Source organism: Streptomyces sp. NPDC001393, assembly GCF_053597455.1.
Genome location: NZ_JBSFIH010000056.1, coordinates 27,529 through 43,077, shown reverse-complemented (window position 1 = coordinate 43,077; position 15,549 = coordinate 27,529). Strand labels below are relative to the sequence as shown.

15 protein-coding genes, 2 pseudogenes and 1 riboswitch are annotated in these 15,549 nt (G+C 71.2%); of the genes and pseudogenes, 5 read left to right on the top strand and 12 right to left on the bottom strand.

Features of this window, described 5'->3' with window-relative positions:
- Positions 1-17: 17 nt before the first annotated feature.
- Positions 18-245 (top strand): annotated as a pseudogene (locus ACWC2T_RS37585) (helix-turn-helix domain-containing protein); the annotation flags it as partial.
- Positions 246-318: 73 nt separating this feature from the next.
- Here ACWC2T_RS37585 and ACWC2T_RS37580 read toward each other — a convergent pair.
- The 6 genes from ACWC2T_RS37580 to ACWC2T_RS37555 form a co-directional block, all read right to left on the bottom strand.
- The gene (locus ACWC2T_RS37580) at positions 319-1,008 is read right to left on the bottom strand and encodes a response regulator (protein ID WP_450674822.1); all 690 of its coding nucleotides are present in this window, start codon (positions 1,006-1,008) and stop codon (positions 319-321) included.
- A complete protein-coding gene (locus ACWC2T_RS37575; protein ID WP_450674821.1) occupies positions 1,005-2,150 on the bottom strand; it encodes a sensor histidine kinase in 1,146 nt (381 codons plus the stop codon). Before ACWC2T_RS37575 ends, ACWC2T_RS37580 begins: the two co-directional genes overlap by 4 nt.
- Positions 2,151-2,301: 151 nt before the next feature.
- Positions 2,302-2,907 carry a hypothetical protein gene (locus tag ACWC2T_RS37570; RefSeq protein WP_450674820.1) on the bottom strand — a complete coding sequence of 202 codons (606 nt, stop codon included), beginning with the start codon at positions 2,905-2,907 and terminating at the stop codon, positions 2,302-2,304.
- 110 nt (positions 2,908-3,017) lie between these two features.
- Entirely contained in the window at positions 3,018-3,569 is a 552-nt protein-coding gene (locus tag ACWC2T_RS37565; protein WP_450674833.1) for a DUF6233 domain-containing protein, read from the bottom strand.
- A gap of 591 nt (positions 3,570-4,160) precedes the next feature.
- The gene (locus ACWC2T_RS37560) at positions 4,161-4,445 is read right to left on the bottom strand and encodes a hypothetical protein (RefSeq protein ID WP_450674819.1); all 285 of its coding nucleotides are present in this window, start codon (positions 4,443-4,445) and stop codon (positions 4,161-4,163) included.
- Between the two features lie 37 nt (positions 4,446-4,482).
- Complete coding sequence (locus ACWC2T_RS37555) at positions 4,483-4,848, bottom strand: hypothetical protein (RefSeq protein WP_450674818.1); 366 nt, start codon at positions 4,846-4,848, stop codon at positions 4,483-4,485.
- Between the two features lie 14 nt (positions 4,849-4,862).
- Here ACWC2T_RS37555 and ACWC2T_RS37550 point away from each other — a divergent pair.
- The 3 genes and pseudogenes from ACWC2T_RS37550 to ACWC2T_RS37540 form a co-directional block, all read left to right on the top strand.
- Positions 4,863-5,066, top strand: a pseudogene (locus ACWC2T_RS37550) (IS5/IS1182 family transposase); the annotation flags it as partial.
- A 116-nt stretch (positions 5,067-5,182) separates the two neighbouring features.
- On the top strand, positions 5,183-5,359 hold the full coding sequence (locus ACWC2T_RS37545; RefSeq protein WP_450674817.1) for a hypothetical protein: 177 nt from the start codon (positions 5,183-5,185) through the stop codon (positions 5,357-5,359).
- 53 nt (positions 5,360-5,412) lie between these two features.
- Positions 5,413-5,480, top strand: a riboswitch (guanidine-III (ykkC-III) riboswitch).
- Positions 5,481-5,492: 12 nt separating this feature from the next.
- Positions 5,493-6,371, top strand: coding sequence for an MBL fold metallo-hydrolase (locus tag ACWC2T_RS37540; protein ID WP_450674816.1), 879 nt, complete (start codon positions 5,493-5,495; stop codon positions 6,369-6,371).
- A 23-nt stretch (positions 6,372-6,394) separates the two neighbouring features.
- Here ACWC2T_RS37540 and ACWC2T_RS37535 read toward each other — a convergent pair whose 3' ends face one another.
- From ACWC2T_RS37535 to ACWC2T_RS37520, 4 genes are read right to left on the bottom strand one after another with little or no spacing between them, the layout of a single operon-like run.
- A complete protein-coding gene (locus ACWC2T_RS37535; RefSeq protein ID WP_450674815.1) occupies positions 6,395-7,537 on the bottom strand; it encodes an XdhC family protein in 1,143 nt (380 codons plus the stop codon).
- Complete coding sequence (locus ACWC2T_RS37530) at positions 7,530-9,662, bottom strand: xanthine dehydrogenase family protein molybdopterin-binding subunit (RefSeq protein ID WP_450674814.1); 2,133 nt, start codon at positions 9,660-9,662, stop codon at positions 7,530-7,532. Before ACWC2T_RS37530 ends, ACWC2T_RS37535 begins: the two co-directional genes overlap by 8 nt.
- Positions 9,659-10,651 (bottom strand): FAD binding domain-containing protein, encoded by a 993-nt coding sequence (locus ACWC2T_RS37525; protein ID WP_450674813.1) that lies wholly within the window; start codon positions 10,649-10,651, stop codon positions 9,659-9,661. The genes ACWC2T_RS37530 and ACWC2T_RS37525 overlap by 4 nt, the downstream gene beginning before the upstream one ends.
- Complete coding sequence (locus ACWC2T_RS37520) at positions 10,648-11,250, bottom strand: 2Fe-2S iron-sulfur cluster-binding protein (protein WP_450674812.1); 603 nt, start codon at positions 11,248-11,250, stop codon at positions 10,648-10,650. Before ACWC2T_RS37520 ends, ACWC2T_RS37525 begins: the two co-directional genes overlap by 4 nt.
- 289 nt (positions 11,251-11,539) lie before the next feature.
- On the opposite strand from ACWC2T_RS37520, the gene ACWC2T_RS37515 reads away from it, so the two are divergent.
- The gene (locus tag ACWC2T_RS37515; protein ID WP_450674811.1) at positions 11,540-12,118 is read left to right on the top strand and encodes a TetR/AcrR family transcriptional regulator; all 579 of its coding nucleotides are present in this window, start codon (positions 11,540-11,542) and stop codon (positions 12,116-12,118) included.
- Between the two features lie 133 nt (positions 12,119-12,251).
- Here the strand turns inward: ACWC2T_RS37515 and ACWC2T_RS37510 are convergent, their stop codons facing one another.
- Positions 12,252-14,771, bottom strand: coding sequence for an FtsX-like permease family protein (locus ACWC2T_RS37510; RefSeq protein WP_450674810.1), 2,520 nt, complete (start codon positions 14,769-14,771; stop codon positions 12,252-12,254).
- An 8-nt stretch (positions 14,772-14,779) separates the two neighbouring features.
- On the bottom strand, positions 14,780-15,547 hold the full coding sequence (locus tag ACWC2T_RS37505) for an ABC transporter ATP-binding protein (protein WP_450674809.1): 768 nt from the start codon (positions 15,545-15,547) through the stop codon (positions 14,780-14,782).
- Positions 15,548-15,549 lie beyond the last annotated feature (2 nt).

The following is a 15,549-nucleotide window of genomic DNA, read 5'->3' as shown; positions in this document are numbered from 1 at the left end:
ACGGTGTTACAGTCCCGATGGCTGAGTTGCGGGAGGTGGCGGGTTCGCGGGATGTGCCGGCTGTCGTAGCGCTTCGCGCGCCGATCGTGTTGTGGTCGGCCGAAGGGCGGCGCCGGAAGGACATCGCCGAGCTCGCCGGTGTGGCACCGCTGACGGTGGGCCGCTGCAAAGCGCGTTATGCCGAGCGGGGTGTTGCCGGTCTGGAGGACAAGCGCCGGGGCGGGCCGCGAACTCAGGTGCCGCCCCGGACGCGCGCCCGGCTGATCGCCTTGACGAGGATGTTCCCGTCGGCGGATTCCGTCGCTGGCTGGCGGCCTGTCACCCGTTGTGCTGGGCTGGATCATCCTCGGCATCAATCCCATGCCGGTGCGCGTACACGATGGCCTGCGGGCGGTCGCGGCTGCCGGTCTTGGCGAAGATCTGATGGATATGGGTCTTCACCGTGGAACGGCTCAGATACAGCCTGGCGGCGATTTCCGCGTTGGACAGGCCCTGCGCGATCAGGCCGAGTACCTGGGCCTCGCGTTCGGTGAGGCCGTCGGGGAGGGCTGCGTTCTTCGCGGTGTGGCCCGGGTCGTTGCGGCGGCTCGCGCGGATCAGTCGGGCTGCGGCGATCGGGTCGAGCATGGCGTGGCCACAGGCGGCGGCCTCGATGGCGCGGTGAATGTCCGCGGCGGAGGCGTTCTTGGTCAGGTAGCCGGTGGCGCCGGCTTCGAGTGCGGCGAGGATGGAGTCGTCGTCGGTGTAGGTGGTGAGTACCACGACGGCCGTGGCCGGACGCTCGGTCTTGAGTCGGCGTGTGGCCTCGACGCCGCCCATACCGGGCATGTGAAGGTCCATCAAGACCACGTCGGCTTCGTGCCGGACGGCAAGATCAATGGCCTGCATGCCGTCCGCGGCCAGCCCGGCGACATGCACCGCGTCGACGGCGCCGAGAATGGTGGCCAGGCCCTCGCGGACGACTCGGTGGTCATCGGCGATGATCACGGAGATCGGTGTGGGGCTCATCGGTCGCTCCCGTCACTGCGGTTGCCCAGGTTGTCCCGTCGGCATGGGATGCATGCGGCGATGCGCCAGCCGCCGTCGGGTGTGGGGCCGGCCTGAAGATCACCGCCTGCCTGCTGGATGCGTTCCCTCATGCCCTGGAGCCCGAACCCCCCTCCGCTCGAACGCAGCGCCGCGGGTGTGTCCGCGCCCGGCGCTGGTCTGGTATTGCCGACCTGTACGGTCACGGCCCTGGGGCCGAAGCCGATGCGCACGCTCACGCGCGCACCGGGGGCATGTCTGGCGGCGTTGGTCAGTGCTTCCTGGGCGAGGCGGTAGAGCGCGAGCGTGGTGTCGGCATCGCACTCCTGCGGGCTGCCGTCCAGCTTCAGCTCCGCCTGGTGGAGTTCGCAGAGCCGTTTGATTTGAACGGCCAGCGGTGCGCTCTCGCCGCGCAGTGCGCGGACGGCCTGGCGTGCCTCGTCCAGGCCCGTGCTGACCAGCTCGTGGCTGAGTTCGATCTGTGTGATGAGCTTGTCGCGCGGTGCGTTGTTGCGGGCGAGGGTGTCGATCGCGGTGAGCTGGATCGACAGGGCGCCGAGGGTGTGGGCGAGTACGTCGTGCAGTTCGCGGCCGAGACGGTTGCGTTCAGCGGCGAGTTCCGCCTCGGCCCGGGCGAGCTCGGTACGTCGGCGTTCGGTGGCGACCAGTGTGCTGTGCCGGGCACGCTGATCGATCTCGCGTCGGCTCGCACCGGCTACCAGTCCAGCAAGGGCCACGGCGGCTGTGGTCAGCAGGTGCCCGGGAAGGGACCCGTGGGGAATAGTTGCGAGGCAGTAGGCGACGGGACCGGCGGTGGACAGTACGAGGGCGGCGGCAGGCTCGAATGCGACGGCGGCTGTACTCGCCGCGACGCCGGTAAAGATCAGCCCATTGGTATCGGTGACAGCGATCACCGCCCCGGCCGCGCACATCACCGGGACAACTGCGGCCACACGCGCACCTCGGGTGCCGACGATCAGGACGATCCAGGCCAGCGCGGCGACGGCCAGCGCGACGGGCGCCACGATCCCCGGGTCGGCGGGGAGCGTGGCGACGTTGACCCAGACCGACACGCCGAGTCCCACCAACATGGCCGCAGCGCGCGCCCGCGGGTCACGGATCATGCCGCTCAGCCCGATCCCTGGATGGTCCGCGGCCGAGCTGAATCTGCCGACAATATTCATCGGTACGGAGTATTCCAGGACGGTGTGCCCGAAGAACGCGCCCGCAGCGCGCGGACAGCCCGGACAATACCGGTGAGCAGCGGTACGAGGATCACCGTGCACCGCCCGTCGCACGCGCGGCGCCCACGACCGGTCCCTGGGCCACCACCGCGCCGGCCTGGGCCAGGCGCGCCCGGCCTCGCACCCACAGCCCCAGACTGCGGAACAGGCTCATGCTCACGGACAGGAAGATGAAGCCGTTCGTCAGAGCGGCCTCGCTCAGGTGATGGGTGGTCAGGAACACGCCGAGCCCCACCGGAAAGATGTGCTGGGCGCCGTAGGCGAAGCCGAGCCGGGTGGCGGTCACGGCGATCCAGACCGCCGCGTAACCGGTCCCGGAGCGGCTGACCGCAGCGGGCCTGCCCGGGGCGGGCGAGGTGCGCGGCCAACGGCGTCGCCAGTCCGGGTCGTAGTCGACGGCCACCAGCAGCGGGCAGACCGAGAACAGCCCGAGCGTCGCCCCGGCCAGCGCGCTGGCGCCCTGAAGCAGCAGGTCGGTGCCGCCGGTGGGCAGCGAGGTGAAGAAGAACGGCACGATCGCGGCGACGCCGACGACCGGCCGTCCCACCCGGAACCAGCCGATCTTGCGGCGGCCGAGATCCGACTCGAGCACCACGGCCAGGATCGCCAACTGCATGATCACGATGTTCGCTGTCATGCACCCACCCTCGCCGCAACGCCCGGCCCTGCCATCGGCCCCTGGGCCGGTCACCGGGTGGAGATCCGATCCCTTGGGGTGGAGAGCGCGGTCGCCCCCGCGGCCACTGGCTACCCGGCAGGTCGATCGTGCCGAACCACGCCGCGGCCGAACGGGACGGCACTGAAGGAACCGAAACACCGCCAGGAGTTGGTCTGGGGCCAGCTTCCCAGCCGCCACCGACAGTCACCCCAGCCTCCGAGGCCGATCGTTACCGGTGGCACCCGTACAGAGGTGACGCCCGAACAAGTGGAGCCACGAGGGCGTTGCTGATGCCCTCCGGCAGTTGGAGGCCGTCGGCGTCGATGCGCACCCCGCAACGGCCGATGCGCACCCGGTGCGCCCGACCGTCGTGTAGCACCACCACCGCACCGACAGCGGTATCGCGGACCGGACGCTGGACGCGGCCGATGCCGTCGCACTTCTTGTGCGAGGACGATCCCCAGTTTGTTGTCCGGCCTGCAGATCGGGCACGGCGCGGCCCCGATCACCGTGTCGGTAAGCACCATGCGGGCTTGCTGCGCGCTGATCGCGGACGGGGTCCGGCACCCCTGCCGGAGGGTGCAGGCACCGACGTGCACGACGACCGGCAGGGGATCGTCCGGGCCGAGCTTCGACTCCATCAGGTATTCGGCCGACGGCGTGCGCTGCTGGGGTTCAGGGCATCGTGGTGTGCGTGCCCGGGTGGGAGCCGAGGAGGCGCGGGCGAGGGCCTTGCGCACCTCGTCGCGCTGGAGCCGCAGGTAGATGCCGATGGTCTCGGTCTCGGCGACCTGCCGCTCCAGATGCTCGAGGATCGCCCGCAGGCGGGGCGGATCAGGCGGCAGGTCGGACATGACGGGCACCGTGCAGCGCCGCCCACGCCTGCGAGGTCCGGCCACGCCAGTACGGGTGGACCACCACCTGAGCCGACAGCCGGATCAGACGCCGACGCAGCTCAGGGCTCGGGCAAACCGCGAGCTGCCGGTAGGTGCAGTGCCACTCCTCGTGGGCCCGGATGAGGTCATCAGGAATCGGCCGCATGACGGATTCAATCACTTGTTCGAATTCGGTGTCACATCAGACGCGCCCCGACCAGAGCCGTGACCGGGGTCGCGCCGGGCGCGGTCGGCCTCATGGTCGCGCCTGTGGTCGACCCCACCGCGGCGGTCCGGCCCGGCTGCCTGGAGCAGCACTCGGGCGGGTGATTTTCCTTTGCGTACGCGGGCGCAGTCCTAGCGGCATGCTCCCAACTTGCCTGTTTCCAGAGAGTATTGACAGCTTTTCATGTATTCTGTCATGTTCCGTCCCTCCGCTTCCGGTGAACGAGAGGTGATCTCATGCGACGAACCGAGTACGACGCGAGCCAGGCCGCCAAGCGCCTGAAGGTGCCCCCTCGTCTCCTTGTAGATCTTGGCCAGCAGCGCGTCGGGGTCGGTGGTGAGCTTGGCCAGGTAGTCGTACGAGGGGCTGTTCAGGTACGCCTTCGGCGTGTTTCCCTGCTCATCGGGAAGACTCAACGTCTCACCTTCTGAACTCCGGTTGACCAGGGGTCGATCAGCCAGCCCTTGGTGCCGCCCGGGGACAACCACACCTGCCGACGGTGCAGCTCGTGGCTGGCCAGGCTGCTCTTGTCTCGACGGTCTTCACGAAGGTGTCGGCCGTCTTCGAGTCGATGTAGATGTACTGGCCGGGCTTGACGTCCGGGTGGGACACGTCGGCTGCCGCCAGCGAGATCTGGTCGAGCAACTGAGGCACACCGTTGGTGGTCGCGGCGCCGACCTGCGTGGTCAGGGCCGGTCCGGTGGCGACACCCACTTCATCGGCTCCGCCACGGTCGAACATCGCGTTCCCGGCGACGGCCACCCCCGCCACGGCCGCCGCCACGACGGGCAGCACGATCGCCGGACGCGGCAGCCGCAACCATCAGCCAGCACATCGGCGTCCGCATCGCCCGCAAGGGAATCGACTCAAGCGAACGACTGGGACGCCGCCGGTGGGTGAGCGCACGATCTCCTGGCTGACCGGCTACCGCCGCTTGTCACCGCGCTACGAGCGACATTCCCGCAACTACCTGGCCTTCCTCGGGCCTCGCCGCGGCCCTCTGCTGCTACAAACGGCTCAACAAACTGACCATGTAGGACACGGTGTAAATCAAAATGGTAGAAGACTCGCTTATTGCCCTCTGAGAACCGAATCAAGGTCAACGAGGGTCCGGCGGCCTGTTGCCGATCTTGCTCCGGCAAAGGGGCGCTCCTTGGGCCCCCTACCGCCCCGGGAGCTGCTGGAGCAGCTCCACCGCGGCCTGATGGCGTACAGCCACAACCGCCTGCAGGACGACACGGCCGCGCTCACCGTCTGGCTGCTCGCCGACGAGCCGACCACGCCGCCTCCGCCGACGGGCGAGGCGGGCGGAGGCGGCGAGCCGAGCTGATTCCGTGCACCGGGCGACGTCCTGGCCTCCCGGCGGCCCGTGGTAGCGTCCCGGCGGAGGCTCGAACGCGCCTGCCCCGGACGAGATGTGCGCCGTACCCGGCCCGCCAAGACGACGCATACGCGGAGGCATCGTGGACACCGGCACGCATCCGATCGACTTCACCGCCGCCCCTCCCCAGGCGCGGCCTCTGGACGTGAGGTGGATCCACGGCTCGCCGTCGGCCAAGCACAACACCGACCCGGACATCCAGGTCCACGCCTACGACGAGCACACGTTCATCCTGAGGCAGAACATGGCGGTCCACTACGAGGCGCCGTTCCTGTTCCTGCTGTGCGGCAACGAACGGGCGGTGCTGATCGACACCGGCGCCACCGAGTCCGCCGAGTTCTTCCCCCTGCGCCAGGTGGTGGACGAGTTCCTCGCGGACTGGCTCGCCCGGCACCCGCGGGACGGCTACCAACTGCTCGTGCTGCACACCCACGGACACGGTGACCACATCGCGGGTGACGGCCAGTTCGCGGGCCGCCCCGACACCACGGTGGTGAGCGCCGACCGCGCCGGCGCCTGGCGGTACTTCGGGTTCGACGCGGACCCGGACGCCGTCGCCGGCGTCGACCTGGGCGGCCGGGTACTGGAGTGCCTCGCCACCCCGGGCCATCACGAGGCGGCCGTCACCTACTACGACCCGGCCACCGGCCTCCTGCTCACGGGCGACAGCGTGTATCCCGGGCGGCTCTACATCGAGGACGTTCCTGCCTTCGCCCGCAGCATCGACCGTCTGATCGAGTTCGCCGACCGCCGGCCGGTCACCCATGTGCTCGGCTGCCACATCGAGATGACCACCGAGCCGGGCGTGGACTACCCGGTCCGCACCACCTACCAGCCCGACGAGCCTCCGCTCCAGCTGACCCCCGCCCACCTCCACCGGATCCGGGACGCGCTCACCCAACTCGGCGACGACCGAACCTGGCGCCCCTACGCCGACTTCGTCCTCTGCCCCCACACCTGAGCCGGGCGCGGCCGACGGCGCCCTCAGGCGGCCGTGGCCCCGTCGCGTGCTCCCGGGTCGCGGTGGATCGGCGTCTTCGTGCCGGTCAGGGGAACGCCCGAGCCGCCCCGCCGGGCCGCGACGATCTCCGCCGCGATCGACAGGGCCGTCTCCTCGGGCGTGCGGGCGCCGAGGTCGAGGCCGATCGGGGAACGCAGCCGGGCCAGCTCCCGCTCGCTCACGCCTTCCTCCCGTAGGCGCCGATCGCGATCCTCGTGCGTGCGGCGCGAGCCCATCGCCCCGATGAACGCCACCGGCATCCCGAGGGCCGCCTTCAGCAGGGGCACGTCGAACTTCGCGTCGTGGGTGAGCACGCACAGGACCGTGCGGGCGTCGGTCGAGGTGCGCCGCAGGTAGCGGTGCGGCCAGTCGACGACGACCTCGTCGGCGTCGGGGAAGCGGGCCCGGGTGGCGAAGACGGGGCGGGCGTCGCAGACGGTCACGTGGTAGCCGAGGAACTTGCCTACCCGCGTCAACGCCGACGCGAAGTCCACCGCACCGAAGACGATCATGCGCGGGGGCGGCACGTTCGACTCGACCAGCAGGGTGAGGCCACCGGGACAGTGCGAGCCGTCCGCCGCGATGCCCACCGTGCCGGTCCGCCCTGCCTCCAGCAGGGCCCGGGCCTCGGCCGCCGCCGTCCGGTTCAGCTGCGGGTGGCCGCCGAGACCGCCCTCGTACGTGCCGTCGGGCCGTACCAGCAGGGCGCGGCCGAGGAGTTCCGCCGGGCCGCGAGCCACCTGGGCATGGGCCGCCGGTTCGCCCCGGACGGCTGCCGACAGGGCCGACGCCAGGACGGTCCGGGCGGGCGTCTGCCCGCCCGCCGGCGTGATCAGCATGTCGATCGTCCCGCCGCAGGTCAGTCCTACGGCGAAGGCGTCCTCGTCGCTGTAGCCGAACCGCTCGGTGACACTCTCGCCGGTCTCGAGCGCCTGCCGGCACAGGTCGTAGACCGCGCCCTCCACGCACCCGCCGGAGACCGAGCCGATGACGGTTCCCTCGCTGTCGACGGCAAGGGCGGCGCCGGGACCGCGCGGCGCGCTGCCGCCCACCGCCAGTACCGTGGCGATGGCGAAGTCCCGGCCCTCCTCGACCCAGCGGAGCAACTCCTCGGCGATGTCAAGCACTTGGCGTCCCCGCCACGATGACGCGGTCCGGCCGGATGGGCAGGCTGCGGTGGCGTACGCCGGTCGCGTGCCAGACCGCGTTGGCGATGGCGGCCGCCGCGCCCACGATGCCGATCTCGCCGATGCCCTTGATCCCGACCGGGTCCTTCGGGTCCGGGTCGTCGATCCAGTCGGCCTCGATGTGCGGTACGTCGGCGTGCGTGGCCACGTGGTAGCCGGCGAGGTCGGCGCCGACATGGCCGCCCGAGGCGCGGTCCCGGACCGCCTCCTCGTGCAGGGCCATGGAGATGCCCCAGATCATGCCGCCCCTGAACTGGCCGAGCGCGGTGAGCGGGTTGACGATCCGGCCCGCCGCGAAGATGCCGAGCATGCGCCGCACGCGCACCTCGCCGGTGGTGACGTCCACGGCCACCTCGGCGAACTGCGCCCCGAAGGAGTGGCGTTCGGCGGGGGCGAGGGCGCCGATGGCCGCGGTGGTGTCCGACCGTACCGTGATTCCCTCCGGCGGGATGTCGGTGCCCAGGGCCAGCCTGTCGCGCAGTTCGTCGGCTGCGGCCGTGACCGCCCAGGCCCACGAGCGGGTGCCCATGGAGCCTCCTGCGATCATCGCCGGTCCGAAGTCGCTGTCGCCGATGCGGACGTGGACGCGCTCCGTCGGCACGCGCAGCGCGTCCGCGGCGATCAGGGTGAGTGCGGTACGGGCCCCGGTGCCGATGTCGGCCGCGGAGATACGGACGGTGAAGGTGCCGTCCGGGTGAGCGGTCGCGGTCGCCGTGGACGGCATGGCGCCCGCGCCGAAGGAGGCTGCCGCGGTGCCGGTGCCGAGCAGCCAGCGTCCGTCCCGGCGCAGGCCGGGGCGTGGTTCCCGGTCGGCCCAGCCGAACCTGCGCGCACCCTCGGCGAAGCAGGCGGGCAGGTTGCGGCCGGCGAACGGCAGGCCGGAGACCGGCCCCCTGTCGGGTTCGTTGCGCAGGCGCAGCTCGATCGGGTCGATCCCGCACTTCTCGGCGAGTTCGTCGAGCGCCGCCTCCAGCGCGAACGACCCCGGTGCCTCTCCCGGGGCGCGCATCCACGTCGGGGTCGGTACGTCGAGCCGTACGACGCGGTTGGCGGTGTGGTGGGCTTCGGCGTCGTACATCACCCGGGCGACCGCGGCGCTCGGTTCGACGAACTCGTGCACGGTGGAGGTGAGGCTGACCGAGCGGTGCTCCAGCGCGCGCAGCCGTCCGTCGGCGTCGGCGCCGAGCCGGACCCGCTGGGTGGTGGGGCTGCGGTAGCCGGCCAGCGAGAACATCTGACGGCGGGTCAGGATGACGCGTACGGGGCGTTGCAGGACGGTCGCGGCCATCACGGCGGCCACCTGGTGGGCGCGGACGCCCTTGCTGCCGAAGCCGCCGCCGACGTGTTCGGAGCGTACGCGCACGGAGGCCGGGTCGAGCGAGAAGAGGTTCGCGAGTTCGCCGACGACCCAGGTCGCGCCCTGGTTGGAGTCGATCACCTCGAGCCGGCCGCCGTCCCAGCGGGCGGTCGCAGCGTGCGGTTCCATCGGGTTGTGGTGCTCTTCGGGGGTGGTGTACTCGGCGTCCAGGACGACGGCCGACGCGGCCAGTTCGGCGTCGAGGTCGCCCTTCTCCGTCACCGCCGGCATGTGGCCGTCGAGCGTGTAGGCGTCCGGGTGCTCGCCCGTGAACTCGATGTCGTGGGGCTCCTGTTCGTAGTGCACCACGAGCGCCTCGGCGGCTTCCCTGGCCTGCTCGGACGTCTCGGCGACGACCAGGGCCACCGGCCAGCCCAGGTGCGGCACCCGGTCGTGCTGGAAGACGGCGCAGGTAGGGTCGGGCTTCGATCCGAGCAAGCCGGCGTAATCGGTCACGACGCGCGGTGCGTTGCGGTGGTCCAGGACGGCCAGGACGCCCGGGAGTTCGAGGACGGGAGCGGTGTCGATGGCGCTGACGCGGCCGCGGGCGACCGTGGACAGCACCAGCCAGCCGTGCGCGAGGTCCGCGAAGGGGACCTCTCCCGCGTAGCGGGCCGCTCCGGTGACCTTGTCCCTGCCCTCCACGCGGGTGTGCGCGGTGCCGACGGAGGACGTCGGCGTGGGTGTCCCGGTGGTGACGGTGGTCATCGGGCGGCCCCCTCGGCGAGTTCGGTCAGCACGGCCACCACGAGGTTGTGCATCAAGGTCACCTTGTATCCGTTGTGCGGCAGCGGCCGCGCCGCCGCCAGCTCGGCGGCCGCCGCGGCGGCGAAGGTCTCGGCGTCGGCCGGCGCCCCGGTCAGCACACGTTCGGCCGCGACGGCCCGCCACGGCCGGGAGGCGACCGCGCCCAGGGCCAGGCGGACGTCCCGGACGACGCCGTCACGGACGTCGAGCGCGGCGGCGACCGAGCCGATGGCGAACGCGTACGAGGCGCGCTCGCGCACCTTGCGGTAACGGGAGTTGGCGGCCGTGGGCGTGGGCGGCAGGGTGACGCCGGTGATCAGCGCGCCCGGCGGGAGGGCGGTCTCGCGGTGCGGGGTGTCGCCGACAGGCAGGTAGAACTCGCCAAGCGGCAACTCGCCCGGCCCGTGCGCGGTTTCGAAGTGGACGACGGCGTCGAAGGCGGTGAGGGCGACGGCCATGTCCGAAGGGTGTACGGCCACGCAGTGGTCGGACGCGCCCAGGATCGCGTGGTTGTGGTGTTCGCCCTCGATGGCGGGGCAACCGCTGCCGGGGACACGCTTGTTGCAGGGCTTGGTGACGTCGGTGAAGTAGCCGCAGCGGGTGCGCTGCAGCAGGTTCCCGCCGACCGTGGCCATGTTGCGCAGCTGCCCGGACGCGCCGGCCAGCACCGCCTGGGCCAGCGCCGGGTAGCGGCGGCGGACCTCGGGGTCGGCCGCCAGCTCGCCGTTGGTGACGGTGGCGCCGATGCGCAGGCCGCCCTCCGGCGTCGACTCGATCTCGTCGAGCGGGAGTTCGCGGATGTCGATGAGCCGGGCGGGTCGTTCGACGCCGGTCTTCATGAGGTCGACGAGGTTGGTGCCGCCGCCGAGGTAACGCGTGTCCGGATCGGCACCGAGCAGCGCTACGGCGCCGGCGACGTCGGACGCCCGCTGATAACCGAACTCCCTCATGCCACGGCCTCCTTGGACCCTGCATCGGTGTCGGCGCCGATGCCCGCGGCCGCAGCTGTGCTCGCGTCCGTCCCGGCCTCGGCCGCCCGGGCCACCGCCTCGACGATCGAGACGTACGCGCCGCAACGGCACAGGTTGCCGCTCATCCGCTCGCGGATCTCGTCGGGAGTCAGGGGTGGTGGTCCCGCCTCGGGACGTATGTCGCCGGTGACGGCGCTCGGCCAGCCCGCCGCGTGCTCCTGGATCACCCCGATGGCAGAACAGATCTGCCCCGGGGTGCAGTAGCCGCACTGGTAGCCGTCCAGGTCGAGGAAGGCCTGCTGCACCGGGTGCAACCGATCGCCGTCGGCGACGCCTTCGATGGTGGTGATCTCACGCCCCTCGGCCGCCACCGCCAGTTGCAGGCAGGCGACGCTCCGGCGGCCGTCCAGCAGGACGGTGCAGGCACCGCATTGACCCTGGTCACAGCCCTTCTTGGTGCCGGTCAGATCGAGGCGCTCGCGCAGTGCGTCGAGCAGGGTGGTGCGGTGGTCGACGGGCAGTGTGTACTTCTCGCCGTTGATCTTCAAGGTGATGACACTGGACGTCGATGAGGCCATGAGCAGCTTCTTTCGCTTTCCAGGACGGTTGCGCGTTGCCGGGACAGACGGTAGGTGGTACGGCAGCCGGGGCATCGGACGCCGTGGAGAGTGCGTCTAGCGCGACGCTGCCGCGGGAGAGAGCCAAGTGCGGAGTGCTGGGGCTGAAGGTCGCAGCTGCTGACTGCCGTAGGGCCGCGTCCACGGCTATCGTGGACGTGACCGGACAGCTGTCCGCTACCTGAGAACGTAACGGACAGCTGTCCGGTTAGCAAGGGCGGGGTTCGGCCAGAACCCTTGAGGAGGACGAGTGCCACAGAAGAAGGACGCACCCCTGCGCTCGGACGCGCAGCGCAACCGTGAGCGCATCCTGGACGTGGCCCTCGTCGAGCTGACCCGGTGCGCAGACGCCCCGCTGAGCGCGATCGCCAAGAAGGCCGGCGTCGGGCAGGGCACGTTCTACCGCAACTTCCCCAACCGCGAGGCACTCGTCCTGGAGATCTACCGCCACGAGATGCGGCAGGTCGCCGACAGTGCGGACCAGCTGCTCGAGACCCGTGCGCCCGAACAGGCTCTGCGTGCCTGGATGGACCGTCTCGCCGAGTTCGCCATGACCAAGGCCGGCCTGGCCGACGCGATACGCCAGGCCACCGGTGCACCGGGAAGCCCGGCCAAGCCGGCCCACACGCCGGTGACCTCCGCGGCGGAACTCCTGCTCCGCGCCAACGAGGAGGCCGGCACCATCCGCCCCGGAGTCACCGCGGACGACTTCTTCCTCGCCATCGCCGGCCTCTGGCAGCTCGACCCGCACGCCGACTGGCAGCCGCGCGCTACCCGGCTCCTCGACCTCGTCATGGACGGGCTGCGGACGGGGGCGCCCGGCCGCTGAGCGGGGCGCGGCCGGGGGCGGGGACGCCGTTGCTGCCCGCCGCCTCGTGCGCGCATCCGAATACGGCTTCTGCGCGGAGCCGGCGGGCGGACTTCGGCCGCGTTCTTGCGGGCGTGGGACTGCGGGGACGTGGTCATTCCGCCCGCAGGGCCATCATGGGTGAGACCGCTGCCGAACGCAGGACCGGGATCACGGAGGCACCCAGCACGAGGCCCAGGGCGCCCACCAACGTCAGGGCCAACTGCCCGTACGGGATCGTGAGGCTGCTGAGACCGGGCAGTGCGCCGAGCATCATCGCGCCGTAGAGCGGGCCCAGCGTGACGCCGGGGACGGCTGCGTACAAGCCGAGCAGTCCGGCTTCCCAGGCCAGCACGGAGCGCAGACGTGAGCCGCGCATGCCCACCGCTCGCAGGACACCGTTTTCTCTCTCGCGTTCTGCCGAGGACAGGGTCAGGGTGATCGCCACCCCTACGAGCGACACCAGCATGGTGATGCCGACCAGCCCCAGTGCCATGATCCGCAGCTGGTCGATGGTCTGCCGCAGGGCGGCCCGTTCTTCGCCCTGGTAGGTGATGTGGAGCGAGGCGTGCAGCGGCAGCGCCTTGTCCAGCGGGGCGCGCAGGGACGACGGGATGTCCGGGTGGACGGCGCTGATGTACAAGGACCGTACCGGGGTGTGAGGCGCCAGTTCGGCGAAGTCCCCTGGCAGGACGGCGACATCGCCCAACATGGGGGAGGTGTCGTCCGGGTGGATCAGGCCCACTTCGGCGCTGGACTTCCGGTCGCCGGACACCTGCAGCGAGATCCGGTCGCCGGGACGGACCCCGAGTGCCTCCGCCAGGGAAGTGGAGACGGCTGCTTGGCCGTGCCGTAGACCTCCGCCGTGGGAGTCCGGTCGGCTGTCGGCGAGCAGTGCCGGGATCGCGCCAGGGTCGAGGCCACGGACATCGATGTCCTGGTGGCGGCCGTTGCCGCCGAGGGCAACGCCGTCCGCTCGGGTGACGGGCACTGCCGCGCGGGTCTCGGGCAGTGCCGCCACGGCGTCCACCACAGCCGGGGTCAGGGCCGACGAGCCGGTGGGCGACGCGTCGAGCACGACGTCGAGCGGGTCGCGCTCCCGCAGCCGCTGGTCCGTTCCCCTCTCCACGGAAGCCAGTGCCACAAGTACTGCGGCGACCATGGTGATGCCCAGGGTGAGGACCGTCGCGCAGGCCGCGGTCCGGCGCGCGGCACGGCTCAGGTTGCGCAACGCCAGAACACCGTCCAGCCCGGCCGCCGCCCGCACGGGCCGGTGGAGGGCGCGTGTCGCGCGGCGGAGCAGTGTTGGGCCGAGCGCGAGGAGACAGCCGAACAGAGCGATCGCGGAGGCGAGTGAGCCGAGCGCCGACGCGGCACCGTCCGCGCCGCCGAGACCGGCGAGGCCGATGAGGAGGAGCGCCAAGCCCAGGCAGAGCGCTCCGATCAGCGCGCGCGTCCGGCCGGTACGGTCCGCTACGTGGCGGGTGCTCGCCACGGACAGGGCGGCGACCGGTGCGACGCGTGCCGCGGCTCTCGCTGCCGGCATGGCGGCGGCGAGGGCGGCGAGTACGGAGACGAGCACACATCCGGACAGGGCCGGCGGCGAGATCTCGGGGCCGGGCAGGCCTCCGATTCCGGTGATCGCGAAGGAGCAGCAGATCGCCGTGGCCGTCCCGACCGCACCGGCGATCAGGCCGGAACCCGCGGCCTGCAGCAGCATGGACCGCGCCACCTGCCCTGGCCTGGCGCCCACGCAGCGCAGCAGGGCCACCCGTGTCTGGTCCCGGACGAGCAGCACCCGGTACGTCGTGGAGACGATGAAGGTTCCGGCGAGCAGGGCCACCAAGACGAAGATCGTGAGCAGGGTGGACACGGTGGCGACCCGCTTGGATCCGCTCCCCTCCGCTCGCAGTTCGGAGGCGGTACTTACGGAGAAGTCCGTGCCCAGCTCACCGTGTACCGCAGCCGCCACCTCGGCGGCGGGGCGGTCCGTGACGCGGAGCAGCGCCTGTTGCCAGCCGTTGGTGCCCAGCCATGCACGGGCGTTGGCGGGCGTGGTGAGCACGGCGGCTCCCATGGCCGAAGGGGCCTGGACGACACCCGAGACCGTCACGGTCACCGCGCGGGCGGGAGCGCTCCGGGAGGTAGCCGGGCCGTCCCCGGCCCGGGCGACGAGTGTGATCCGGCTGCCGACTCCCATCCCCGGGAGGCCGGCCAGCGCCCGCGTGAGCACGACTTCGCCCGGCCCGTCAGGGAGGGTGCCCCGCAACGGGCGGACGGTGGACTGCGGACCTGTGAGTGCCGTGCCGACCAACAGGTAGGGGTCACGGCCCGCGCCCTGCACAAGCACGCTGCCCGTGGCCACGGGTTGGACCCCGGCTACCCCCGGTGCCTTCCCGAGTTCCTCGACCTGCTTGTCGTCGAGCGGCCGGTCGCCGTCCGCGCTGACCACCACGGCCGTCCCCGCGGCGACCGTCGAGAGGTCATCGACCAACTGCCGCTTCATGGTGTCGGTCAAGATGATCGAACCGGCCAGGAAGAACGCGGTGACCATCAGTGTGCAGCCGGTGAGCAGCAGCCGTGACGGCCTGGCCGCGATCTGCCGTACAGCCGTCTTGGTCAGCCCCGATGCCATCAACGCCCTCACCGCTTGACCGGTTTCTGGAGCGCGTCGAGCACGGACTCGGGAGTGGGGTCGTCGACCCTGCCGCTGACGCGGCCGTCCAGCAGCAGCACGACGCGGTCGGAATACGAGGCCGCCACCGGGTCGTGCGTGACCATCACCACCGTCTGACCGAACTCGCGGGTGGAGTACCGCAGGAACTCCAGTACATCCCGGCCGGACCTGGCGTCCAGGTTCCCGGTGGGCTCGTCCGCGAAAACGACTGCGGGACGGGCCGCCAGCGCCCGAGCGATGCCGATGCGCTGCTGTTGCCCACCGGACAACTGTGAGGGCCGACGAGAGAGTTGGTCACCGATCTGCAGGGCGCTCACGAGCGTGTCCAGCCAGCCCTGGTCGGGGCGGCGGCCTGCTATCTCCAGCGGCAGCAGGATGTTCTCGGAGCCGTTCAACTCCGGTAGCAGGTGATACTGCTGGAAGACGAATCCGATCCGATCGCGACGCAGGTCCGTGCGCTGCCGCTCGGACAGCGCAGTGATCTCGGTGTCTTCCAGGGTGATCGTGCCGGAGGACGGACGGTCCAGGCCGGCGAGGCAGTGCATCATGGTGGACTTCCCGGATCCGGAAGGTCCCATGACAGCCAGGAAGCTTCCCTTGTCGATCTCCAGGTCGACTCCGCGCAGCGCCTGGACGCCTACCGCCGCCGTGGTGCCGGGCTTGTCCGGACCGTACACCTTGGTGACCGCCCTCGCGCGGACCGCCGTACGCGCGGACACGCTCGTCAAGGCCATCG